This is a genomic window from Ligilactobacillus sp. JN-6 (Y).1, from assembly GCF_058111525.1.
The window spans coordinates 1,943,838-1,969,970 of the sequence record NZ_CM176599.1; the positions used below are offsets into that span (position 1 = coordinate 1,943,838).

Annotated in this window: 17 protein-coding genes; 13 read left to right on the forward strand and 4 right to left on the reverse strand. The window is 39.2% G+C overall.

Annotation, left to right across the window (positions count from 1 at the left end):
• Nucleotides 1-13: 13 nt before the first annotated feature.
• Nucleotides 14-1,777 (forward strand): glycoside hydrolase family 13 protein, encoded by a 1,764-nt coding sequence (locus AC3XNE_RS09090; protein ID WP_489831751.1) that lies wholly within the window; start codon nt 14-16, stop codon nt 1,775-1,777.
• A 119-nt stretch (nt 1,778-1,896) separates the two neighbouring features.
• Here AC3XNE_RS09090 and AC3XNE_RS09095 read toward each other — a convergent pair whose 3' ends face one another.
• Nucleotides 1,897-2,043: an SPJ_0845 family protein gene (locus tag AC3XNE_RS09095; protein ID WP_489831752.1), complete on the reverse strand. Its 147-nt coding sequence runs from the start codon at nt 2,041-2,043 to the stop codon at nt 1,897-1,899.
• Between the two features lie 456 nt (nt 2,044-2,499).
• Between AC3XNE_RS09095 and AC3XNE_RS09100 the strand changes: the two genes are divergently transcribed.
• The 4 genes from AC3XNE_RS09100 (at nt 2,500) to AC3XNE_RS09115 (ending at nt 8,586) form a co-directional block, all read left to right on the forward strand.
• Nucleotides 2,500-3,234: an amino acid ABC transporter ATP-binding protein gene (locus AC3XNE_RS09100; protein WP_489831753.1), complete on the forward strand. Its 735-nt coding sequence runs from the start codon at nt 2,500-2,502 to the stop codon at nt 3,232-3,234.
• Between the two features lie 158 nt (nt 3,235-3,392).
• Entirely contained in the window at nt 3,393-5,162 is a 1,770-nt protein-coding gene (uvrC, locus tag AC3XNE_RS09105) for an excinuclease ABC subunit UvrC (RefSeq protein WP_489831754.1), read from the forward strand.
• A gap of 129 nt (nt 5,163-5,291) precedes the next feature.
• Complete coding sequence (gene obgE / locus AC3XNE_RS09110) at nt 5,292-6,593, forward strand: GTPase ObgE (protein WP_489831755.1); 1,302 nt, start codon at nt 5,292-5,294, stop codon at nt 6,591-6,593.
• 106 nt (nt 6,594-6,699) lie between these two features.
• On the forward strand, nt 6,700-8,586 hold the full coding sequence (locus AC3XNE_RS09115) for an acyltransferase family protein (RefSeq protein WP_489831756.1): 1,887 nt from the start codon (nt 6,700-6,702) through the stop codon (nt 8,584-8,586).
• A gap of 92 nt (nt 8,587-8,678) precedes the next feature.
• On the opposite strand, the gene AC3XNE_RS09120 is transcribed toward AC3XNE_RS09115, so the two are convergent.
• On the reverse strand, nt 8,679-8,954 hold the full coding sequence (locus tag AC3XNE_RS09120) for a hypothetical protein (RefSeq protein WP_489831757.1): 276 nt from the start codon (nt 8,952-8,954) through the stop codon (nt 8,679-8,681).
• A gap of 353 nt (nt 8,955-9,307) precedes the next feature.
• Between AC3XNE_RS09120 and rnz the strand changes: the two genes are divergently transcribed.
• The 7 genes from rnz (at nt 9,308) to addA (ending at nt 22,319) form a co-directional block, all read left to right on the forward strand.
• Nucleotides 9,308-10,246 carry a ribonuclease Z gene (gene rnz, locus AC3XNE_RS09125; protein WP_489831758.1) on the forward strand — a complete coding sequence of 313 codons (939 nt, stop codon included), beginning with the start codon at nt 9,308-9,310 and terminating at the stop codon, nt 10,244-10,246.
• 12 nt (nt 10,247-10,258) lie between these two features.
• Nucleotides 10,259-11,068 (forward strand): SDR family NAD(P)-dependent oxidoreductase, encoded by an 810-nt coding sequence (locus tag AC3XNE_RS09130; protein ID WP_489831759.1) that lies wholly within the window; start codon nt 10,259-10,261, stop codon nt 11,066-11,068.
• 16 nt (nt 11,069-11,084) lie between these two features.
• A complete protein-coding gene (locus AC3XNE_RS09135) occupies nt 11,085-11,420 on the forward strand; it encodes a LapA family protein (protein ID WP_489831760.1) in 336 nt (111 codons plus the stop codon).
• Nucleotides 11,421-11,447: 27 nt separating this feature from the next.
• Entirely contained in the window at nt 11,448-13,784 is a 2,337-nt protein-coding gene (recJ, locus tag AC3XNE_RS09140; RefSeq protein WP_489831761.1) for a single-stranded-DNA-specific exonuclease RecJ, read from the forward strand.
• Between the two features lie 23 nt (nt 13,785-13,807).
• Complete coding sequence (locus AC3XNE_RS09145) at nt 13,808-14,326, forward strand: adenine phosphoribosyltransferase (RefSeq protein ID WP_489831762.1); 519 nt, start codon at nt 13,808-13,810, stop codon at nt 14,324-14,326.
• 107 nt (nt 14,327-14,433) lie between these two features.
• A complete protein-coding gene (locus AC3XNE_RS09150) occupies nt 14,434-18,189 on the forward strand; it encodes a PD-(D/E)XK nuclease family protein (RefSeq protein ID WP_489831763.1) in 3,756 nt (1,251 codons plus the stop codon).
• Nucleotides 18,186-22,319, forward strand: a complete 4,134-nt coding sequence (gene addA, locus AC3XNE_RS09155; RefSeq protein WP_489831764.1) for a helicase-exonuclease AddAB subunit AddA — start codon at nt 18,186-18,188, stop codon at nt 22,317-22,319. Before AC3XNE_RS09150 ends, addA begins: the two co-directional genes overlap by 4 nt.
• A 62-nt stretch (nt 22,320-22,381) precedes the next feature.
• Here addA and AC3XNE_RS09160 read toward each other — a convergent pair whose 3' ends face one another.
• Nucleotides 22,382-25,024, reverse strand: a complete 2,643-nt coding sequence (locus AC3XNE_RS09160) for a YfhO family protein (RefSeq protein WP_489831765.1) — start codon at nt 25,022-25,024, stop codon at nt 22,382-22,384.
• Nucleotides 25,025-25,277: 253 nt separating this feature from the next.
• The gene (locus AC3XNE_RS09165; RefSeq protein ID WP_489831766.1) at nt 25,278-25,508 is read right to left on the reverse strand and encodes a hypothetical protein; all 231 of its coding nucleotides are present in this window, start codon (nt 25,506-25,508) and stop codon (nt 25,278-25,280) included.
• A 426-nt stretch (nt 25,509-25,934) separates the two neighbouring features.
• On the opposite strand from AC3XNE_RS09165, the gene rpmG reads away from it, so the two are divergent.
• Nucleotides 25,935-26,084: a 50S ribosomal protein L33 gene (gene rpmG, locus AC3XNE_RS09170; protein ID WP_489831767.1), complete on the forward strand. Its 150-nt coding sequence runs from the start codon at nt 25,935-25,937 to the stop codon at nt 26,082-26,084.
• Nucleotides 26,085-26,133 lie beyond the last annotated feature (49 nt).

Genomic DNA, 26,133 nt, shown 5'->3' on the forward strand with positions numbered 1-26,133 from the left:
GGTAGGTAGATCGATGGTTAAATTTGATTCATTTGACAAGAACTTTAAAAGGCCATTTGGGCCAACTAAGATTTTAACTGAGCAGGATTTTCATATTCAAACAAACGAAAATGAGCATATCTCAAAGGTGGAGTTGATCGTATACCAAGATGAGCACTGGGACCACCCTGAAGAGATAATTTCAATGGCTAAACAAGAGCGGGGGTTTTTTCAGGGATCTTTTTATGCAGCTAGCGGCGGCTTGTATTTTTATTTTTTCCGTTTAGTTGGTGTAATGGGTGAGCGATATTACGGTTGCGTTGATGGAGGATATGGAGGTCAAGGACAGATCTATCTTGATCGAAAAGATGTGCAAATGTATCAGTTGACGGTTTTTACAGACGACTATGTTGTACCGAAATGGTACCAAAGTGCAGTTTTTTATCATATATTCGTTGATCGCTTTAATAATGGTAACTCTAATGGAGCGATCAATTCTCCTAAACCCAATAGTTTTATTTATGGTACAAAAGAAGACCTGCCGTATTATGTAAAAAATGACCAGGGAGAAATTGTCCGCTGGGATTTTTACGGAGGTAATTTTAAAGGTATCATTAAAAAATTGCCAGCTTTAAAACAACTAGGAATCACCGCTTTATATTTGAGCCCGATTTTTGAATCTCGCAGCAACCACCGCTATGATACAGGTGATTACTTAAAAGTGGATGGTGTATTGGGGACACTGGCTGACTTTGACGCTCTAATTGCCGCAGTTCATGCTGCAGGTATGCACATTATTTTGGATGGAGTTTTTAATCATGTGGGCGCAGACAGCCGCTACTTCAATGCCCTTGGAAAATATAGTACTGTCGGAGCAGCTCAGTCTCGTGAAAGTCCGTACTTCGACTGGTTTTCCTTTACAAATTATCCGCATAAATATGCCAGCTGGTGGGGAGTCGCAGATCTGCCAGCTATTAGAAAGGATTCAACATCATTTCAGGAATTTATCGCTGGCGACAAGCCGAATAGTGTGATCAATTATTGGACTGGCCGTGGTGTTGATGGTTGGCGATTAGATGTTGCCGATGAATTAACAGATGAGTTCATCTTCAAGATCAGGAAAAGACTGGAGCAGTTTGGAAATAAAGTTTTGATCGGTGAGGTTTGGGAAGATGCTTCACATAAAATTGCTTACGGGCGTCGTCGTCATTATTTGAAGGCGCGCGGTTTACAAGCAGTCATGAATTATCCTTTACGTGATTTATTGCTCCAGCTAATGCAGGGAAGTTTATCACCAAGACAGATGGCGCAACGTTATTTGACCTTGAAACAAAATTATCCGCCCACGGTTTTCTATTGTAATTTTAATAACATTGGTACTCATGATACTTCGCGTGTCTTAACTGAAGTTGGAGGAGATCTTCGAAAATTGAAACTGTTGTTTTTTATGTTGTTTACTTTACCTGGAGTACCGTGTATTTATTATGGTGATGAGGCTGGTTTGGAAGGCGGACCAGACCCTGATAATCGGCGTTTCTATCCGTGGGGCCATGAAAATAAAGAAATCAAAGAATGGGTGCAAAAATTGATCACAATGCGCAGGGATGACGCTTTGCTGCAAAATGACTCCGCGATCAATTTTTATGCGGGTGATAACTGGGTCGCATATCGCCGTAGTAAGAAAGGCAGTAGCGAAACTTTTGTGATCAATCCAACGGCTAGTCCGCAAAGTATCCGTTTGACGCCTAATAGTCAAGAAGTAATGGTGACGGCATACGGCTTTGAAAAAGTAGATTAGTTTTCGGTCTTTTAAGATGCTCTTTGGATAATTGAAGTAAAATAATACCCAACACGGCAACATTTTGAATGTTAGGCGTGTTGGGTATCCGCAGTCATTCTAAGATTAACAGCCAATAGTTATTTTTGGCTGTTATCATTGTCAACTGACTTTTTGTGAGCGTCTTTTTCTTTTGGTTCTTCTTTTTTAGGTTCCTTGCCGGGTTCAACGGCAAATTTACTGAATAATTCATCTAAATCAGATTGACGGTTGATTTTTAAACTCAATTTAATACAGTCCTTTCACCAAACAATGGCAAGTGAGATGAATAGTGAATCTTTTTAATCGTTCACTATACCTAGCACCTGATTTGTCAATTAGCATAGCAGTTTTTGTTGTTTTTTTCAAATTATTCATCTGCAAAGATGTAAAGCAAAGATTTACTGTTTAATTGTATAAAGCCAGCTATATTATTGAATAATATGCAATATAGGGCTTGAAAATGCATTGAAAATGTATTATAGTGCATAAATACACTAAAAATAGATAACAAGATATTACTGTATGATGCATATGAGCGCAATTTATTGTTTAGGCATAAAAATAGACGAATCTAACACGGCGATCCGCTTTGCTTATCGATTATGGTAACAAATAAAAAGTGTCTGCTTTGTATCGAAGTCCAATAGCGTTTGGACTAAAAATACTATGCTGTGTTACGTTTTAAGAGGGGAAGAGAAATAATGGGTGAGCTGCTGCAGATCCAAAGTTTAAAAAAGTCATTTGGTAAAAATGAGATATTAAAAGACATTAATGAAACTGTCGCAAAAGGAGAAGTTGTGTGTGTGGTCGGCCCTTCAGGAGCGGGCAAGAGTACTTTTTTAAGGTGCTTGAATGTTTTAGAAAAACCATCAGCTGGTAAGGTTGTCTTTGAAGGCAAGGACTTGACAAAAATCTCTGAAAAAAACCTCAGTACTCTTCGGCAAAAAATGGGCATGGTGTTTCAAAGTTTCAATCTTTTTCCGAATATGACAGTTCTTGGAAATATCACGGCTGCACCAATGAAGGTCAAAGGTCTCAGCCAGCAAGAAGCCGAAAAAAAAGCCCAAGAATTATTAGAACGTATCGGACTGGCTGATAAGGCTGAACAATATCCTGCTAGTCTCTCGGGTGGCCAAGCTCAGCGTGTAGCTATCGTACGTGCTTTAGCGATGGATCCAGAGGTAATGTTGTTCGACGAACCGACCTCAGCACTTGACCCAGAGATGGTAGGAGAAGTACTTGAAGTCATGAAAAATCTGGCTAATTCTGGGATGACTATGGTCGTTGTGACACATGAAATGGGATTTGCTAAGGAAGTTGCAGACCGGATCTGGTTGATGGCTGACGGGTATATTCAAGAATCCGGCAAACCAGCTGAAATTTTTGAAGATCCCCAAACAAAAAGGGGACAGGAATTTTTGTCCAAGGTTTTGTAAGGCGGAGTTTAAAAATATTCATTTAAATACCATTTTCGTATAATTCGACGAAAATGGTATTTTTTTGAAAATTTACTGCGATAGTGGTTTGAAATGCTGTGAAAAAGCCCCAGAACGCAGTATAATTTAGGTAACGTTATAAAGAAAGGAACGTTTGGATGGCAACTCAACATGTAGAAAATAAATTAAAGTTGTTGCCGGGTCTTCCAGGTTGTTACCTGATGAAAGATATCAATAGTAAAATTATTTACGTTGGTAAAGCAAAAAATTTAAAAAATCGAGTTCGTTCATATTTTAAAAGTGCTCATGAAGGAAAAACTGCCAAGTTGGTTTCTGAGATCCGCGATTTTGAGACGATCGTGACTTCGACCGACAAGGAAGCTTTTTTATTGGAAATTACTTTGATCCAAAAGCATAAACCGTATTACAATATTAAACTAAAACGTGGTACTGGTTATCCGTATATCAAAATTACGAATGAGAAGGATCCGACACTAAAAATCGTTAGCCAAATTAAAAACGACGGCGGGTCATATTTCGGACCATACCCTAATGTGTACGCTGCAACTGAAACTATGCAGCTGATCCAAAAAGTTTACCCCTTACGAAGGTGCAATGGATATCAGAAACGTCCGTGTTTATACTATCATATGGGTCAGTGTTTAGGTGCCTGTTTTAGAGAAGTACCGCAAAGCGAATATGATGCTCAAATTAAAAAGATCAAGTCTTTTTTAAGAGGTAATGTCTCAGGCATCAAACGTAAGTTGACTAGTCAGATGCAAACAGCTGCGAAAAATATGGAATATGAGCGTGCTGCGGAATTACGTGATCAGATCCATTACGTAGAAGTGACTGTGGAAAGGCAAAAAATCATTTCAAACGATAATACACCGCGTGATTTGTTTGCGTTTTATATGGATAAGGGCTGGCTATCGCTCCAAATATTTTTTATCCGTCAAGCTCGGCTAATGAAACGAGAAAAACGGCTTTTTCCATGTATCGACTCTCCTGAAAATGAGCTAGCATCATTTATTTTGCAGTTTTATAATCAGAAAAACCGGATCTTGCCTAAAGAGATCTTAGTTCCTAAAGAAATGGAGCATAACATTTTGGCTCAAATTTTAGGGATCCCTGTTCGAACGCCCCAGCGGGGACAAAAAAGAGATCTGTTGGAAATGGCACAAAAAAATGCCAGATTGGTTTTGGAAGAAAAGTTTCGTCTTTTGGAACTGGATGATCGCAAAACGGTTGGGGCTATGAATGAGATCACGGATTCATTGGCGTTACCTAATGGTCACCGGATAGAAGCCTTCGATCATTCGCATATTCAGGGACAAGATCCTGTTTCTGCGATGGTTAGTTTTTTAGATGGACGGCCTGATAAAAATGAATATCGGAAGTATAAGTTGAAGACTGTGACGAACGCAGATGAATTTGCAAGTACGCAAGAGGTCATTTATCGTCGGTATAGCCGTTTGTTGAAAGAACATGCGCAATTACCCGACTTGATATTAATGGATGGCGGAGTAGTTCAAATCAACGCTGCACGTGAGACTTTGCGTAATCAGTTAGGGCTGGAGATCCCCGTTGCAGGGATGGTAAAAAATAATCATCACAAAACGGCAGATTTGATGACTGAAAATGATGAAAAAATTGGATTGGATCCAAAAAGTGAGGGCTTTTATCTGCTGCAAAGGATCCAGGATGAAGTCCATCGTTTTGCTATTACTTTTCATCGACAGGTGCGTTCGAAGAATTCGCTTTCTTCTCGCTTGGAACAGATCCAAGGTGTTGGGCCAAAAACCAGGATCAAGCTCCTCAAAAACTTTAAATCACTGAAAAAAATTGGTGAAGCGTCTTTGGAAGAGCTGGAAGAATTAGGAATTTCGGAAAAAGTTGCGCAAACGATTAAATTAAGCTTAAAATAAGTGTTTTTAATGTTGATGGTTTTGCTTTTAAAAATAAAAACTGCTATAGTTGACGGAGTCAAGACTCATTTTTGAAATTAATAACATCTAAAAATTACTCAGTTTACCTGAGAAAGGTGATTAAAAATAATGTTTGTAGATCAAGTTAAAATTACAGTGAAAGCCGGTAAGGGCGGCAACGGTATGGTGGCTTTCAGACGTGAAAAGTTTGTGCCTAATGGCGGCCCTGCTGGTGGTGATGGTGGCCACGGCGGCAGTATAATCTTACGCGTTGATGAGGGTTTACGTACACTGATGGATTTTCGTTATCATCGTATTTTTAAGGCTAAAGCTGGCCAAAACGGTATGATAAAGGGGATGTACGGACGTAAAGCGGATGATCTTTATGTTTCAGTTCCAGAAGGGACAACAGTCCACGATGCTGATACTGGTGAAGTCTTAGGAGATTTGGTCGAAAATGGGCAAGAGCTTGTCGTTGCAGCCGGTGGTCGTGGTGGCCGCGGTAATATCAAGTTTGCTTCACCCAAGAATCCTGCACCAGAGATCGCTGAAAATGGCGAGCCTGGTGCCGAAAAAAATCTCCAGTTAGAATTAAAGGTTTTGGCCGATGTTGGGTTGGTAGGTTTTCCTTCGGTGGGAAAGTCGACGCTCTTATCTGTGTTAACGAGTGCAAAACCGAAAATTGCTGAGTATCATTTTACAACCTTGGTTCCTAATCTAGGGATGGTCCAGTTAGACGACGGTCGTGACTTTGCAATGGCTGATCTACCTGGGCTGATCGAAGGTGCATCAAATGGTGTCGGTTTAGGGATCCAGTTTTTACGCCATGTTGAGCGTACTCGTGTCATCATTCATGTCGTTGATATGTCTGGTTTAGAAGGACGTGATCCATTTTCTGATTTTGAAAAGATCAATCAAGAACTTGCCAAGTATGATCCGGCACTTTTGAAGAGACCACAGATCGTCGCTGCTAGTAAGATGGACTTACCAGATTCACAAAGCAATTTGGAAACTTTTAAACAAAAATTAGACTCTGAGACTACTTTAGCTTCGGTGCCAGTAGTGATCCCTGTGTCGGCGATCACACATGCTAACTTGCAGAAGTTAGTAACTCAGACAGCCGATCTTTTAGAAAAGACGCCACAGTTTGATTCTGAGTCGCAAGCTGAAAACAATGAACATGTTGTTTACACTTATAAGCCGGAAGAAAAACCATTTACTCTCAAGAAAGATTCTGATTCGACCTGGGTCTTAGGCGGTGAAAAACTCGAGCGTTTGTTTGAAATGACGAATCTTGAACATGATGAAAGCATTATGCGTTTTGCGCGTCAAATGCGTTCTATGGGTGTTGATGATGAGTTACGTGCACAAGGTGCCAAAAGTGGTGATGTTGTGCAGATAGGTGAATTTACGTTTGAGTTTGTAGAGTAATAATAAATGAACACTGATTTGAGAAGACGTTCAGCGACCGTTCTCTCAAATTATTGTACATATAGTCAGTTGTATATCCTTAGGATTTTTTACGGACGGGATTTTGATGGAAAAAGGATTAAAAAAGAGCAGATATATTACAGGTTTTGATGGTGTCAGGACCTTAGCAGTTATTGGTGTGATACTATACCATCTATTTCCGTATGGAATGACTGGTGGTTTCTTAGGAGTTCCGATCTTCTTTGTTGTTTCGGGTTATTTGATAACGGATCTATTGATCCAAGAATATGATCAAAACGATCGGATCGATATTAAGTCATTTTATGTTAGGCGAATGAAACGACTTTATCCAGCATTGATCACAATGGTGATGACGACTGCTGCTTTTGTTACTTTATTTGCCCGTGATTCTTTAGATAAATTGCGCGATGTGATAATCAGCAACGTTTTTTATGTCTACAATTGGTTTCAGGTTGCAAATCACGAGTCATACTTCGATAAGTTTGGCAACCAGTCGCCCTTTACTCACTTATGGTCGTTATCGATCGAGGGACAGTTTTATCTGATTTGGCCGATCGTAATTTTGTTATTATTACATTTTTTCCGTTCGCGGCAAACTAACTTTGACATTTTGCTGGTCGCAGCCTTTGTTTCAGCTTTATTGATGATCATCCTTTTCAGTCCCGGCCAAGACCCGTCACGGGTATATTATGGCACGGATACAAGGATGTTTTCGATCTTGTTAGGAGCAGCATTGGCATTTTTATGGCCAAGTACAAAACTAAAGGCGAACTTACAGAGTGGTCCGCGATTATTCTTAGACGGAGTTGGATTAAGTTCTTTACTTTTGATCGTGTTCATGTTTTTCAAAATGAACGGTGAAAGTGAGCTAGTTTATTTAGGTGGGATGTTTTTTTTCTCCTTGTTGTCAGTGATCTTAGTTGCGACGATCGCGCATCCTGGTGCTGATATGAATAGTTTGTTGACTAATCCAGTATTTACATGGGTGGGTAAAAGAAGTTATGGTATTTATTTATATCAGTACCCCGTAATGATTTTTTACGAGCAAAAAGTTGCTAATATTGCTGCTCATCCGTGGCTGCATGCGATGATCGAGATCGCCTTGATCTTGGTGATCAGTGATATTTCCTACCGTTTTCTTGAACGGCCTTTGCAACATTTTGATTATTCAAGAACTTTTGCGGTCGTCAAGGATGTTTTTTCAAAGAATTCTTCTTATGGTTGGAAAAGGATCTGGCCTGTGATCGCTACTTTGGTAGTGTTTACGGCAGGATGGGGGGCATTTGATAAGCCGCGTGCTAGTGTCTCAAACAGTGATTCTTCTGCTTTGCAAAAGGTTATTAAAAATAATAATAAACAAGCGAAAAAGCAAAATACAACTGCGGATGATGACAAGAAATCTGCAAGTCAACGTGCTGGAGAGACGACTTCTAACTCTAAACCAAAAAAGGATAATAAACCGGCAACAGGAGAACTGACTGCGTCTGAACGTGCTCAAGCTAAAAAAATGCCGATAACGGCGGTCGGTGATTCTGTCTTAGCGGATGCTTCATCAACTATGCAGGAAATTTTTCCGCAAATGTATGTAGACGCGAAAGTTGGCCGGCAAGTACATGATTCACTGCCTATCCTAAATTCGCTTGCACAAAAGGGAAAATTGTCGGATACAGTCTTGATCAGCTTAGGGACTAACGGACCATTTACTGAATCTGATATGAAACAGATCATGAATGTGGTTGGACCAAAACGGCAAGTATATTGGATCAATGTTAATGTTCCGACGCAAAGGTGGCAAGATCAAGTTAATGCCCAATTAAAAGATTCAGAAAAGAAATATTCTAATCTGACAGTGATCAATTGGTATTCATACAGCAAGGATCATCCTGATTGGTTTTACTCAGATAATGTGCACCCAAGTCCACATGGACTACCTTACTTTGGTAGGTTTGTGACAAGGGGGATATTGAAGTGAGTATTACGCTGGAACAAAATAAAAATGGGATGCAGAACAAAAGCTGCATCCCATTTTTAATGCTCAAGGATTTTTGAATAGTTTATATGAAATCACCGTAAGAAAAGTGAATTTTGCACTCTGCGAAAGCCAAATAGAGTTTGTAAAGCACCTTCATTTTCAATATTTAAGATAGAATCGGGAGAACAAAATTTTAAACCATATTGTAATTCATGTAGTTTAAGCGGCTTTTTGCCAACAGAAATCGTCGTTTTTGATTCAAAACGATGCAAATATGACAAAGGTAGCACTTTTGCTTCGTTTTCAAAAAAAATCTCTAAGTTTGCTTCCAAATCAAAAGTGCTACTTTGAAAGTCATTTACTCGCATAGGTCTCACACCGTCCTTCATAGTTACTTTATCATAACAAAAGCCAAAAAGTAGAGAAAGACACTATTTTTTAGAAATTTCAGTGGTGAAAATAATTTTTATTGGTGAAATTCGCGTCGCTTTTTAAAATTCTTAGATAAAGTTTAGTGTTTTTTGCGTAATATTAATAGTCACTAGGCAAGCTCGATCTGTGTGAATTTTATTTTAATCGGCAAGAGATAATGATAAAATGATAGGCGGTAGTTCAAATGACTTTAAAGAAGAGAATTGTATTTTAATACTTATGTAGGTGTTTTTGATACAAAAATCTTTTTTAATTCGGTAAAATTAAAATGAGATAGGATACTTTAGATATGGAAATTGAGTTTTTAGGAACTGGTGCTGGTTCACCAGGTAAATTTCGTAATGTAACAGCGACAGCACTTAAATTATTGCCAGAGATCAATGAAGTTTGGCTTTTTGATTGTGGCGAGGCAACTCAGCACCAAATTTTAAGAACAACGATCCGTCCTCGCAAGGTCACAAAAATTTTTATTACTCATCTGCATGGCGATCATATTTTTGGCTTACCAGGTTTTTTAAGCAGTCGTTCTTTTCAAAATGGCGATGAACCAACTCCGTTGACGATTTTTGGTCCTTCTGGTGTGGAAGACTTTGTCAAGACCAGTCTGCGTGTTTCTCGCACCAAACTTGCATATAAATTAGACTTTGTAGAGCTAGGGGAAGAAGGTCAAATTTTTGAAAATAAACGTTTCAAAGTGTTCTTTAAATATCTAGATCATCGCATACCTTGTGTCGGTTACAGGGTCGAAGAAAAAGATTACGCTGGCGAGCTGCAAGTTGAAAAATTAAAAGAACTTCAGATCCCAGCGGGGCCGCTTTATGGAAAGATCAAGGCCGGTAAGACCGTAACTTTACCCGACGGTAGACAAATAATTGGCACAGATTTCATAGGGCCAGCTAAAAAAGGTCGGATCGTGACTATCTTGGGAGATACACGTGTCACACCTAACATTGAGAAACTGGCATTCAATGCTGACGCATTAGTGCATGAGAGCACATATGGTAAGGATGATGCTAATTTAGCCCGTTCCTATTACCATTCAACTTGTGTCCAAGCGGCGCAGGTTGCAAAAAAAGCTGGTGTTAAACACTTGTTGTTGACACATATCTCTGCACGTTATGTCGGGCCAATGGTCAAAAGGCTACAACATGATGCGCAAGCTGCGTTTAAGAATACTAAAGTCGTTAAAGATTTCGATGTGATCCAAGTCCCTTTTTCAGATAAGTAGAGGTGAAGCGAAATGACAGGATATCAAGAGCTGAAAAGTTTACGCAATAGGATCGTTTTTGTTACGGGAGCTTCTTCCGGCTTAGGCGAACAGATAGCGTATCAGGCAGCTTTAAGAAAGGCCATCGTGATCGTTTGTGCACGACGTAAGGATAAACTCGAAAAGGTTGCTGATGTTTGTCGTAAGTTATCGGGGCGTTTGTCTTTGGCATATGAACTTGATGTTTCAGATCCAGTTCAAATCGAACAAGTGGTAAATGAGGTAGAAAGTTCAGTTGGCCCGATCGATGTTTTGGTCAATAACGCTGGGTTTGGTCTGATGGAAAATGCAGTAGATTTTTCGATGGAAGTTGCAGAAAAAATGTTTAGGGTCAATGTTTTAGGGCTGATGTATTTGACCAAATATACTGCCTTACAAATGGCTGAGCGTAAAAGAGGAGCAGTGATCAATGTTGCTTCGATCGCTGCTAAGATCCAAACTCCAAAGTCAGCTGTCTATTCGGCAAGTAAGGCGGCAGTCTTGGCCTACTCTAACGCTTTGCGATTAGAGCTAAAACCATTAGGGATCTCCGTTTTGACAGTTAATCCGGGGCCGATCAAAACTCATTTTTTTGATTTTGCCGATCAAACTGGCGATTACTTGGACAATGTCGGGATATTTGCATTAGAGCCTGAAAATTTAGCTGCTAAAATCGTTAATTCTATCGGGACTCGCAAACGTGAATTGAATAGACCATTAATTATGGAAGCAGCTTACCATGCTTATCAAATGTTTCCCAGGGTGGGCGACTTTTTAACCAGTACATTATTTGATAAAAAATAAGGAGGAGTCATGGCTCATGAAAAAACAATGGAGTATGATCGGAGCGATTATTTTGTTACTGATCGCAGTACTTTTTTCTTGGATGAACTCTCAAAGTGTAACTGTTAATTTTGGCTTTTCTAAAGTCACAATGCCTCTAGTCGTGATTTTAGTGATCTCACTTTTACTAGGTGCGTTGATAGCAGTCTTGATCTCAACAACAGCGTATTTTAGGCAGAAAAAGCAAATTAAGTCTCTCCAAAAGCAGTTAGCTGCCAATCAGACTATGCGACGTCAGCCAGAAACAACTGCTGAAGCTCAGATCGGGTCCCGATCGGAAGAAGAAAAACAAGAAAATAATTCAGAGCAATAATTTACAAACAAAATGAGGAGTGATTTTGTGTTCTCATCTCGTAATCAGTGGAAACTTGTTCAAGGTGACAATAACGAACAAATCGATGAGTTAGTCAAGCAAACAAATGCTCCAAGACTAGCAGTATCGATCTTATTTGATCGTGGGTACGATACTGCAGAAAAAATCAATAAGTTCTTAAATCCAGAACTGGATATGCTATACGACCCGTTTTTATTACATGATATGCAAAAAGCTTGTGACCGGATCAAAAAGGCGATCATGGCGGGAGAAAAAATTACTGTTTACGGTGATTATGATGCGGATGGACTTACAAGTACATCGATCATGTATGAAGCCCTTTTACAATTGGGTGGAGATGTTCAGTATTACATACCTGATCGATTTAAGGATGGTTATGGTTCAAATCTCGCTGTTTATAAAAAGCTGATCAGTGAAGGTACTGGTTTGATCGTTACCGTTGATAATGGTGTTTCTGGTGATGAAGCAGTCGACTACGCACAACAACAAGGTGTTGATGTGGTGATCACTGATCATCATGAAATGCCAGCTGAACTGCCACAGGCTTTTGCAGTGGTTCATCCTCGCCATCCGGCTGGCAAGTATCCTTTTTCAGATCTTTCTGGTGCGGGAGTAGCATTTAAGACGGCAACTGCGTTGTTAGAAGAAGTCCCGCCTGAAATGTTGGATCTTGTTGCAATCGGAACAGTAGCAGACATTGTTTCATTAACTGATGAAAATCGTGTCCTAGTCAGTGCAGGTTTGCAGGTCCTTCAGAATACTGAAAGGGTCGGGCTCATAAAACTTTATCATGAAGCGGGAGTCGTTCAAGACAAAATCACTGCCGAAACTATTGGATTTGGGATAGCTCCGCGTTTGAATGCACTTGGACGTATGGAAAATGGAACGTCAGGTGTTGAGTTATTGACGACTTTTGATGATCAACGAGCACAGGAGCTAGCACAGCATGTACAGCAGTTGAATGTCAAGCGCCAGGAGTTAGTTAATGAAATTACGGTCGCGGCATTGAAAAAAGTTGAAGATGAGCCTGCGTCTCATGCAGTTAATTTGATCGTTGGGTCGAATTGGCACGAGGGTGTTTTGGGCATTGTTGCTAGTCGGATAGTTGAAGCAACTAGTAAACCGACCCTAGTCTTGAATGCTGATGGAGATACGGGCCGTGCCAAAGGTTCAGGACGCTCGATCGAAGCATTTAATTTATTTGCAGCGCTTGACGGTCATCGAGATAAGTTACTTTCTTTTGGTGGTCATCATATGGCTTGCGGTTTAACTATCTCCATAGAAAAACAGGCCGAAGTTCAACAGATCCTGGATGAGGAAGCTGCTAAACAGAGTATAGGTGAAGCCCCACAACCGGCTTTAGAGATTGCAGAAAAGATCGATCTCGCCGACTTCCAAATGGAAGATATAGATACTATTCAGATGCTGGCCCCATTTGGACAAGATAATCAAAGACCGGTCTTTGGCTTTAGTAATTATAAAATAACGGCGGCAAAGCCAATGGGCAAGGCGAATAATCATTTACGTCTAAACTTGGAAAATAGTAAGGGTGACCAGATATCTGCTGTATATTTCGGAATAGATCCAGAAAAACTCGGACAGATCGTTCAAGATCCTACCCGTGTGGAATTTGTAGGGTACCCAGACAAAAATGTGTGGCGTGGCAACGTAACTTTGCAGGTCAAGATCGAGGATCTAAGATTACAACAGGCGCAAGAGTCAGATTTGCAGGTTTTTGATCAAAGAGCGAATAAACTGACCGTTAATATGTTTAAACAGCCGGGCGTCTATGCTTTTTTTGAAAAAAAGATCTTGGCACAAGTTCAAAAATATCTGCCAGTTGGTTCGAAGGCAATCGTTTTGTCAAAACAAGGCCCCAAGGTACAGGCTAAAGATCTCTACTTGATCGATTGCCCGAACGATCTGCGTGATCTACAAAGTTCATTGAGTAGTGTAGATGCTCAGAAGATCCATCTTGTCTTTTATCCTAGGAAAGACGTTTCTAAAGTGGGAATGCCCGACAGATCACAGTTTGGTGATCTTTATCGTTTTGTGTTGTCCCATCATGAGTTAAATCTCTCACAGGATGGTGATCAGATCGCGAAGCACCTTGGTTTGCCAAAAGAACTGGTGATTTTCATGTTGCAGGTGTTTTTTGAAGTAGGATTTGTTAAAATAGAGAATGGATTGGTTACAGGTGTCCCCGGTACTCAGCATGTTAATTTAAAGGAGACTTCCAGTTATCACTCCCGTAGACTGCAGATCAGGACCCAACAGATCCTCCTGCACAGTAAGAGCGCTGACTTAATTAACTGGGTCAAAGAACAAACGGTTTTGTGTTAGCGTATATTAAAGGAGAAGGTTTAATGGCTTTAGACTTAAATAACTATATTGCAAGTATTCCTGATTATCCAGAGAAGGGGATCGTTTTTCGTGATATCTCACCATTGATGGCTGATGGTGAGGCTTACCATCAAGCAACAGACCAAATCGTTCAGTTCGCAAGAGATAAAGGCGTTCAAATGATCGTTGGTCCGGAAGCTCGTGGTTTTATCGTGGGGTGTCCTGTTGCTTATGAATTGGGGGTTGGTTTTGCTCCAGCACGTAAGAAGGGGAAGCTTCCGCGTAAAACGGTCAAGGCTTCTTATCAATTAGAATATGGTGAGTCTGCACTTTACATGCATCAAGATGCTGTATTGCCTGGGCAAAAGGTACTAGTGGTCGACGATCTATTGGCTACAGGCGGAACGATCGGAGCAACAACTGATCTAGTAGAACAGCTCGGTGGCGAAGTCGTTGGTTGTGCCTTTTTGATCGAGCTTAGCGAACTGAAAGGCAGAGATAAAATCAAAGATTATGATATTTTGAGCTTAATGAAATATTAACAAGATCGTTGGCTCTTGGATTCGTGTGTCTGATCGGCATTCGGGTCCTTTTTTGTAAGCAAGTACTTTATCGGAAAAAATTTAATAAAAAGAATGGAGGTTTCACTGTGAGTTTAGGTTTTATTTACGGTAAGGCGGGCACTGACCGACAAAAAATTGTTTTAAAACAGCTAGAAGATTGGCAGAATTCTCCTGATATTACAGAAATTTTTTATATAGTACCAGATCATATTAAATTTGAGTCGGAAGTGACTGTTTTAGACTATTTGCGCCATCAAAAGGGAGCTACGGAGCAGATGTTTGCTTCCGCTAATGTTCAAACTTTTTCATTCAGCCGTTTGATGTGGTATTTTTTGAAAGAACAGCCAGCTTTAACTAAGACACGACTGACAGCAACGGGGTTAGCGATGATCGTTACACATATTTTGCATGGACTTGATGAAAAAGAATTTTATGTTTTCACGCGTGAGAGAAATAGCCCTGGCTTTAGTAAGAAATTAGCGGAACAAATCTTGGAACTTAAGTTAGGTGGCTTTTCACCGGCTGATTTGGAACAATACTCCAAAAATTTACAAGAACAAAACAGCGGTGAACAAGTTGATCTCGGACAAAGATTACATGATCTTTCACTGGTTTATACTAAGTTTGAAAAGTATATTGCTGGTCAATATTTGGATACAGCAGAGAGTTTGGATGAATTGATCAATTATTTGACGCATGTTGATCTAAGCCATGTTTGTTTTGTGATCGATGGTTTTACCAACTTTAATGCTAAAGAAAAGGAAGTTATTTCAGTACTGATGCAAAGGGCAGCTGAAATTAGAGTCAGCCTGGTTTTGAATCATAAATATGTAGATAGTAAACCCGAAATAGGCGACCTATTTTACCAGACCGGTAAGATCTATTATGAATTAACACAGCAAGCTAGGGAAGCTCACATTCCTTTAATGGTTGATAAAGTAGCCAATGAAGCTCGAGTTTCTGAGGATCTAACAAGTCTGGAAGACTTTTGGATCGATTCACAAATCTTGTCTCCTCAAGGGCGTTACTCCTTAAAAGAAAATAAAAGCTTGTCCGTAACCGAAACAACTGATCGTGTGCGTGAGATACGGTATGTAGCTGCAAAAATCAGACAACTCGTTTTTTCGGGTAAATACAAATATCATGATTTTCTGATTTTGACCCCGCAACAGGATAAATATCAAAATCAGTTGGAAAATGTTATGAACGAATATGACATCCCAATTTTTACAGATTTGAACAAAACGATGTTAAACCATCCGCTGGTTGAATTTGTAATTGCCTTATTTAACGTTGAGCAACAAAATTATTCTTATCGTTCGATGATGAGGTTATTAAAAACTGAGATCTTTGTGCCAAAAATCGATGAACCAAGTTGGTCTTTGGGAACATTTAGAAATACTCTAGATCTATTGGAAAATTGTGTATTACAAAATGGCTATTTCTCAGAGTTTTATTGGAAAGACCCAACAGATTGGATCGTTGAGACTTGCGGTATGCAACCTAATGAATCAACGGAGGAACATCAAGAGCGGCAAGCAAATTTACCTAATAATCGATTTGTTAATAAGTTAAGAAAAGAGGTCTATCGTCAAATAAGTTCATTCTTTAAAAAGATAAATAAAGTTACAACGGCACGAGAATTTGCTGTTGAATTGATCAATTTTTTAGAGAAGATCGGTGTCCCGCAAACTTTACAGGGCTGGCAAGTCAGTGCGGCGAAAGACCTTGAAAACGATCCAGCGCGTTTGACCGGTTCTGTTAGCAATGTTTCTCGTCATGAGGAAGTCTGGAATACCTTGTGTTCTTTACTCGATGAATATGTGACTGCCCTGGGGGATGAGCACTTGGACCGCGATGAATTTATTGCTATCATCCAGAATGGTTTTGAGAATGCTAATTACAGTCAAGTTCCTTCCACTTTAGATCAAGTTATCTTTTCAGAAAGTGGCGTTGTTCAGATGGGAAATCGCAAGGTATTGTTTTTTGTTGGTGTCAATGATTCAGTGATGCCGCGCACTTTTGAGAATAAAGCGCTGCTTTCTGATATAGATCGTAATGAGATCGAGCAATTGTCTGGTGAACAGTCTGATGAGAAATACTTAAGCGAAACTTCAGAGGTCCAAATGGCGCAAGAGCCGTTCGCAAATTATTTATCTTTTATGGCGGTCGATTCACAGATTTTCTTTACTTATTCATTGAGTGATAATGACGGTCAGACGTTGCGACTCTCACCTTATATCGAGCGAATAAAAAACGCTTTTTCTCTGCAGATCGCTCGCCCTGAAGAAGAGCTCGTGCCATCAGCAGATAATATTAGCGATATGATCGGAACGAAGGCGACCACCCTGGGAGAATTATTAGCAGTAAGCCGTGACGCCTTTCATAATGGACAAGACCTTAACGCGACTTGGCGTGGGCTATACCGTTATCTGCTTTCAACTTACGAGCAGCGGACAGCACGTCTTTTTAAAAGTTTGGGTTTTTCGAATGACATTTTGCCTGATCATCCACAAAAAGACGATGGGCATAAACATTTGGAGCCGGAAATAGTTAAAGGTCTATATGGAGATCAGATCAATACTTCGATCTCTAAGCTAGAAACGTTTTTTGCTGATCCGTATCAGTATTTTTTGCAGTATGGTTTAAAATTACGCCCCCGACAGGAGTTTTTACTTCAACCCGCTGATACTGGCGAATATTTTCATTTTATCATGGAGTATTTCTTTCAAAATGTTCTGGAACAAAATAAGACCCTGGCCGAGATCAGTAGTATTGAATTCGACGAGTTGATGACTAAAACATTACAGCAGGTCGATGAAGAGTTTGGTGGTAAGATCTTTTCTTCTACGGCGCGGTATCGTTATACGCAACGTCAATTAACACACACGGCCAGCCAAGTGTTGCATGCGATCGGTAGGCAACGAAAGAAAAGAAAAATTTTCACCGTTAAAACTGAAACATCATTTGGCGACCAAAGAGGTCTCAGTCCTTTAGTTTTTAGTGGAGCTGGTAGCGATAAAGATACCCAGCAAATGAATTTGCGCGGAAGGATCGATCGAATAGACTTGGTCGTTGGCGAAGATGGCAGGCTTTATTATAACGTGATAGATTATAAATCCGGCGATCCAGAACGAAAAATGGATCATTTCTTATTAAGGTCTTTTAATGGTTTGTCATTACAACTGTTGACGTATCTTCGTGTATTGCAGCAGGCTGCTGATAGTGGACGATTGACTAAAATGATGAGTGACTCTTCAAAACTTGCGAGTGAATTAGTTGTCAACAAGGATCAGCCGCAGTTGGGGAGCGCCTCTTATTTGCATTTATTTGAACCACTCATTAAAAAAGAGAATAAGGATCATGCAAGCGAGTTAGATAAAAGTTATATGTATAAAGGTATCTTTCGCAGGGGCAGCTCTGCTTCCAGTGAAGAAAATGGTTTTCTATTGGCTTTGGATGAAGATTTGGAAGCAGCCGCAAAGGCCGGTGGTTCAGCTTCATCTAATAATTATCCGGTTAAATATGTTAAGGGCAAAAAAGATTTTAGGACGGCAACGGCTAAGAGTCTGTTGTTAACGATCGATCAGATCAGAGAATTATTGCTTTATAATGACTTGAAGATAGAAGAGGCCAGACGAGGGATCTTTGCGGGTGTGATCGACCTAGCGCCTTATCGTTTGGATAATAGTACTGGCTTAGATTATTCGGACTATCAGGAGGTCATGATGTTTGATCCGTTACTTGACCAAAATAATTACCGTAAAATAAATAAAATACCTGAAGAAGAAATTTGGCGTGAAATAGAAAAGAAGATCAAAGAAGGGAGGGTCAATGATTGAGTAAGGAGCAAGGAACAGGGTTTAAACCAACGCCTGGGCAATTTAAAGCGATCGAGCATCGTGGACATAATATTTTAGTTGCAGCTTCAGCCGGTTCCGGTAAAACAAAAGTTTTGATAGAACGAGTTTTGAAACAAGTAGTCGACCAAAAAGTTGATCTGTCTTCGATGTTGATAGTAACTTTTACGGAGGCTGCTGCTAAAGAAATGCGAGAAAGGTTGACTAAGGAGTTACAGAAAAGAGTGAGTCTGCAATTAAGATCTAGTGGACTTGAACAGGCAAACTCTCTCAACTGGTTGCGTAAGCAATTGTTAGCAGTAAATGTGGCCGATATCAGTACGATCCACGCGTTTTGTTTACATTTGATCCAAAAATATTATTATACAGTTGATATTGAACCTGATTTTAGGTTGATCTCTGACGATACAGAACGAACTTTGATCAGAGACGATGTTTGGGATACAGTGCGTGAAAGATTTTATCAGCAATTAGAAGATTCTTATCAAGCCGATAGCTCAATGACAGAAAGTGAACGAAAAGACGCTCAATTATTTGAAAAACTACTTCAAATTTTCGCAAAAGATCGTGACGATGAAAATTTTTCTGACTTGGTAATGCGTGCGGATGAGTTCGCTAGTGCTACAAGTGATCCTGAAAAATGGCTCTTGGATCTTAGCGATTCGTATAAAATTGAAGAAGGGGAAGATATCGTTGTTAGCTCAATTTGGCAAAATTTTTTGAAAGACATTATCATTACACGACTGGATGAAATAATAACTAATGTTGAAAAGCGTAATGATTTGTATACAAATCAACTGCGACCAGAAATGGTCTCTTATTGGTCAAATGAAGTCAGTTCAGGGCTCAAAGATTATGAGAAAAAGAAACAAAGCCGTTTTGATAAATACGCAAAAAAAGCACAACAACAGGCAGAAGAATTAGCCGCTTTAAAACAACTGCGAGTTGCGGTTTTAAATGACCAGAAATATGATGATTTAAAGAGACTGGCTGAAAATTGCTCATTAAGTGGCCGACCTTCTTTGGTCAAGTGTGCAGGAGAAACGAAACCTAATGACCTTAATGAAAGAGCCGTACAGCTTAATGAGCAGATGAAAAAGTATCAAGCTGCTGCCAGTGATCAACTATCTAAGCATTTATTAGTTGATTATTTCGCTTTATCAAGTACAGAATTGATTTCATTATTGAACAGGTCTGAAAAACTATTGTCCAAATTTGGTAAGATCGTTATAGATTTTCGAAAAGAGTACCAAGTAGAAAAGAAAAGAAGACACTTGTTAGATTTTAATGACTTAGAGCACTATGCTTTGGCGATCGTGTCTTCACCAACTGATGAAAGCAATCAGATCCGTTCGATGCTACAAAAGCGTTATAGTGAGATCATGGTTGATGAGTATCAGGATACTAATGGTGTGCAAGAGGCTTTGTTAACGACTATTAAGAATCAAGATCAAGGTAATATGTTTATGGTAGGCGATGTTAAGCAATCGATCTATCGTTTTAGACAAGCAGACCCAGCTTTATTTAACCGTAAATATCATGATTTTGTTGAACTTAGCACTGGCGAAAATGTGAACTTGGATCACCCGGGGGAAAAAATTATTTTAGCCGAAAACTTTCGTTCGGTTCAAAATGTTGCTGATTTTACTAATCTTATTTTTACACAACTCATGGGCGAAAAGATCGGTGAGATCAATTATGATGAAAACGCCATGCTAAAGGCCGGCAACCTAAGCTATCCGGCGCAAACAGCACATTTATCGGCTGATATCCTGGTTTATGAATCACAAGAAGAAAGCGAAGATGAACCAGAAGATCAGGTTGAAACAGATTTTGAAATTGATAGTAAAGAACAAGGACAGATCTATTTGGTTGCAAATAAGATCAAACAACTGGTCAATGAAGAACATCGTGAAATTTTTGATCGTGATACTGGCGAAATGAGACCGCTAGAATACAGCGACATCGCTATTTTGGCCTCGACTCATGGCGATAGTCTGTTGATTGCCGAAGAATTCAAAAATTTAGGGATACCTGTTAATGTAGACAATACAAATAACTATTTTAAAACGGTCGAAGTCCAAATTATGATGTCTTTGTTGGAGGTTATCGATAATCCGCACCAAGATATACCTTTGGTTGCAGTTTTACGTTCGCCATTATATCAGTTTGATGAAAATGAACTCGCATATTTACGCATTCACTTGCAACAGGGAGATTTTTACCAAACATTAACTGACTTTCGTTATCAATTTGAGAAAAACCAGAACACACAAGAATATGATGGTCGAGCTAAAAAAATTTATCGTAAAGTTACGCATTTTTTGGATGATCTGACAAGCTTTCGGGTCCGTGGTCGTCGCAATGATCTAGCAACTTTGATCTGGTCGATTTATCTAAGGACGGGCTTCCTTGATTATGCAGGTGGGATGCCCGGTGGTCAACAACGACAAGCAAACTTGCATGTGTTGTATGAAAGGGCAGCAGAATACGAAAAGATGAGCTACAAAGGGATCTTTCAATTCGTACGTTTTATTAAAAGAATGCAAGAAAAAGATCATGATCTGGCGGAAATAAATGTCCAAGATGGCAATAATGCTGTTTCTTTTATGACGATCCATAAAAGTAAAGGTCTGGAATTCCCTGTGGTGTTTTTGATCAATGCCCATAAACAATTTAATCTGCGTTCTATTTCTGCTAAGCCGTATGTTCTAGATGATAAATTAGGAATGGGGATCGATTATGTTGAAACCGAAAGAGAAGATGGGCGTGATATTCAAGTTAAAACGCCCACGCCCGTTAAGGTCGCCATCAAAGAAAAAGCAACGCAAAAAGCCATTGCTGAAGAAATGCGTAAGTTATATGTTGCATTGACCAGAGCAGAACAAAAGATCTATATCGTCGGTGAAGCTAAGTCAGCGTTTGCAGCTTTAGATACTTGGGTCGGGTTGGTAGACACTGACCAAGTTGTTTTAAGTGATGCAGGTCGCAAGAAAACAGGCTCTAATTATTTAGATTGGATCGGAGCTGCGATCCTTCGTTCAAAAGAATTTTCCGCTGACAATGTAATAAGATATATGCTGACAGAAGATAATGAAGAGAAGACCCAAGACGGAAATGAAATTTTGGAAAGTTTTGAAGAATGCGCGGCAGAAATAGTTCAAAAAATCAGAGATATCAAGGAACAAGCGCCAGACTCGCTTAAAAATAGTCCAGCCAGGTTTAAAGTTGAGTTTTGGGATAAACAACGGTTGCAAAATGATATGGGAACGGATCAAGAGAAGATCAATGAAAAGGCTGATGAATGGGCTAAACGTCAAGCTCAAAGTGGGCAATTGCCTGCAGGTTATGCGGCTTTAATGGACTTTGATTATCCTGATAAACAGCTGACCGTAACAACTGCTTATCAATCTGTTACTGATATTAGGAGATTATTTGAAGATCCGGATACCGACTTGATGGGCCAGATCGATATTGATCAAGCAGGTAATTTTAATGAAAGTACTGACCATGAAGCCCAACGGACAGCTTATCTGCAGCATGGTTTTGAGCGCCCCTTATTCATGATGGAAGAAGCAAATGTTACACCTGCGCAAATTGGAACGGCTACACATTTGGTTTTTCAAAAGTTGCCTTTAAACGATAAGGTTACAAAAGAAACTGTAGATCAAGTGATAAGCGGTCTGATCACAGACGGTTTGCTCAGTAAACCGCTGGCTGCTAAGATCAATGTTGATGGAGTGGCTAGTTTATATCAAACAAAACTTGGACAACAAATTTTATTTAACCATGATCATTTGCAGCGAGAAGCACCGATCGCTATGTTGTATCCAGCCGGGAAACTGTTTGATGATTCACAGTTAAGAGATGTTGAGCAACCGGTTTTGATCCATGGTATTATCGATGGTTATTTCACAGATGAGAATAACAGAACGATCCTGTTTGACTATAAAACCGATCATGTTCCAATTAATGGTTCACGAAAGGTTGCCGAGTCTTACCGTGGTCAGCTGAACTTGTATGGTTTGGCATTGCAAAGCATTTTAGGAGAAGATGCTTTGATCGAGAAATATATTTACTTAGTAGATACTGGAGAAGTGATCAGCATCTGATCAGGTATGAAAATAAGCTGCTGTATACCCTGTTTTTTCAGGATATGCAGCAGCTTATTTAGTCAGCTCTTTTTATTGCGCCATTCGGTCAACCCTAAGATCACAAGAGAAAGCACCGATAATAATAATCCTTGGTAGAAGTAAGGAGGGGTGAATTTCATCGAGATAGTATGCTTACCTTTGGAGATGTTTGTTCCAATAAAGGTATTTTGCAATTTAAAAGTTGGGACTTTTTTACCATCGATTTTCACGGCCCAGCCTTGAGAGTACGGGATCGTCGTTGCAAAAATCTGGTCATTATTTTTGATATTGATCTTTCCGGTTAAATGACGATTATTAATTTTTTTAACTTGCCAAGGATGGTTCTGTACTTGCCGTAATTTTTCACTCGCAAGTTGACTATCCAACTTGTATAAAACGAAGTTCTCTAAAAACAAGGAGTTTTTCTTGAAGCGAGCTGTTATGGTGACTTCATTGTTTTTGGAGTGGTCGGCGACATTCAATATAACAGTATGGCGGAACGTACCGTAATGGTATAAAGAATGACTGCCGTTATAAGTCTCGACGTTTGCTTCTTCCATACCTGGTCCAAAAGTTAGATAATATGGATCGTTTGTATGAGGCTTAAACTTGAATACGACCTGAGCAGGTTCTTTGTTGTTCTTCTTTTTCAACAGTGAGCCCGTCAAGTTCACTGTTTTATCGGTATTTTGGGAAACCACCTCGTTAAAGTTCTTTGCAGTGAAATATTTAGTCGTTGGCCACGTACCTGTTGCGGCATTTAACCAATTAGTCTGGTAATTAACAGGATCATTAAACGGTAGCTTAACATTTCTTAGTGCTGAGTTGGCACTATAACCGATCGTTGCCGCCAGAGGATTTTTGTAAATTTTCGTGAGTTTTTGTTCCTTAGCTAACTGATAGCGTTGGACTTCTGGCTTGATCGTCAATGGAGTTAAAGCCTTTTTTTGTGCGCCTCGTTGAAGGATCTCGTTACTATCTTTAGGAGTCGTAAAATACTTCATTCCCAGTAGTGAATCGCTGATCATTGTTCCATTTGAATAACTCACGTAATTATCCCCGTCAGGGTCTCCTAGTTGGCCATAAAAGTCGGGGATGCTTTTTTCTAAGGCTGAACTAAAATAAGAACCTGTATTTAGATCATGGGCGATGCCATCATTTTTAGTGCGCGAATAAGTTTGTCCTGTTCGATAAAAGCCGGGATCCATCTTGTGCAAGAAATTGCTGTCACTTGTTAAGGCTAACGTCGGATCAGTGTATTCTTTTTGACTTAAATAACTAATGTTGTTTAATGAAAGAATAGCATTAGCAAATGTTTCGCCTCCGACAACTAAAAAGACCAGTAATATCTTATTAAGGCGAGTTAGCCGGCTAGTGCCCGGATGGATCAGGAGTAAAGTTAACGTTGCTGTTGCAAATAAAGTCGAACATATCAGGGTTTCTTTGGAAACAAAAGATAATTTTTTCATGTTTTGCCAAGATAAAAATATGACTGCCGCATACAACAAAACTAATACTAGGATCTTAGAAGCTGAAATATCAAGAGTCTCTCGGTAGTTGAGTGCTGCTAGATAAATCATCCAAAAGCTTACCAAAAAGGAAAAACGGTATGGATACCAAACAGGGAATTGCATGCCGTGCCACAATAAATCAAGCGGTTCAAAACATAGCGAAAGAACCAAGAAAGCTGAAATGAGAAATGAACATAGGCGTATTTGCCACTTGAACTTTTGGTTTAAGAAAAATAGTAAGAAGCCAAACAAGACTAAGGATCCAACAAAAATATTGGGTAATCCGGTTGACATCTGTTTAAAGTCAAAGGATCCTACAAGTAGTTTGGAAAGCATTTGTAACGGAGGATATTCTATTTTTGCATGAACAACACTAGTCGTGTATTCTCCTTTACTACTTTGCAATGAAAATAAAGTTGGTAATAATACTACACATGCCATGCCGGCAGCTAACAGCGATCTGCCAATGAATAGGACACTATCTTTGAGCGTTTGTTTGAATGACACAAAGTTATCAGTTTCGATCCAGATGAAGAAAAGGATCAAAAAAATCGCGATCATGTAACCCATGTAATAATTAGAAATCATCATTAAAGCCAACCATAATGAATAAGATGTACCACGACGGTTTTTAAGCAATTGGAATAACGAGTTGATGATCAATGGTAAGAAAACAACAGCATCCATCCAGAGTAGGTTTAGCTGGTTAGCAATTGACCAACCCATCAAAGCATAAACGGTGGAGAAAAGAGGGATCAAAACATTGGATTGGACCCGTTGCTTTTTAAGTAAACGCCCAAAAGTATATCCTGCGCAACCATATTTAAGTAAAGTAACCAACATGACGCCGGTAGTGATAGACTTTTCTGAAAAAAACAGAAAAAAAAGATTAAAGGGACTCAACAAATAGTATGCAAATTCTCCAAACATTTCGCCGCCGATCGCTTTATTGAATGAATAAAAAAGGTTGCTTGGATCATGTAGTACAGAGTTCTTAAAAAAAGAAAAGAAATCAATATATTGCTGACCTAGATCAACGGTCAACAAGGTATTATTGCCAAAGGGAGCCATTTTTCGATAAACAAAATATCCAAGCATAAGAACGACAGGAATACAAAAGCTAAGTATTAAAGAATAATGATTTTTCATGTAGTCAGTGATTTTGATCTTCATTAGAGTGTTACCTTCCAAATGTTAAATTGTTCGCTCAAAGATAATGTAAATATCAAGTATATTTAATGTTATCTATACTGTGTAACTTAACAAGAATAACACAGTTATTTTTGAATTTCAGTAAATGAAACCAGCTTAAGTATAATCTTAATCTGACTTTGAAGATATTAAAAAAGATTTGTGCTCAGCACAAACCTAGTAGTTAATTATTCAAATGTAGAATGCGGTTGCAAAAGCGATTACATTTATCAAACTAAGATCTCACGTTCAATGAAAGCACGCCGTTCTTTTTTTCAGTTTGACTTTTAAGTTCATTGATTTTCTTACATTCGAAGAGAAGTGTTTTCATATCTTGGGCACTTAATGTATATGCTTCACCGACTCCAGTAACTTCTGGATGATACTTCTTTAAAGCACATGCATTGGCCTCGTCAACATACACATCAAAATCACCAAAGTCTGCCAAATAATTCATTTTAGTCATAAATAAGGTCACTCTCTTTCTTTCAAATTCTGACTTCATTTTACAACTTTATTTTTTAGTGTAAAGGGTTTCACAAGCTTTTTGCTTTAGACTCAACCAGAAGTAGGGACGCGAGCCCACGAATAGGAAATGTACAAATATTAAGAAAAAGTAAAGTTCGGTTAGTTGTGGTAAACCTTTTATTTGGGATAATTATTGGGACGGTCTTATTTTTGAGGACTGGTATAATTTGTGAACGAAAAGTACTTAGAAACTAAATTACTTATATCCGCTAAAGTGTCTAAAATATTAACTTGCTGTCAAGGGAAAATACTTAACAAAAAATAAAAAATACTGGTAATCATAATTAAAAGATGGTATTATATTAACGTCGAAGACGCACGAGTGTCTTTTGAATACGATAAGTTAGTTTGGAGGGTCAAACAGATGCGTGTACACATTACATTAGAATGCACAGAGTGTCATGAGCGGACATACTTGTCAAGCAAAAATAAACGTAACGATCCTGATCGTTTGGAGCTTAAGAAATATTGCCCACGTGATCATAAAGTTACATTACATCGCGAAACAAAATAACAACAGGAAAAGTTCCTGTTGTTTTTTTCTATGATCATAAAGGAGTTTG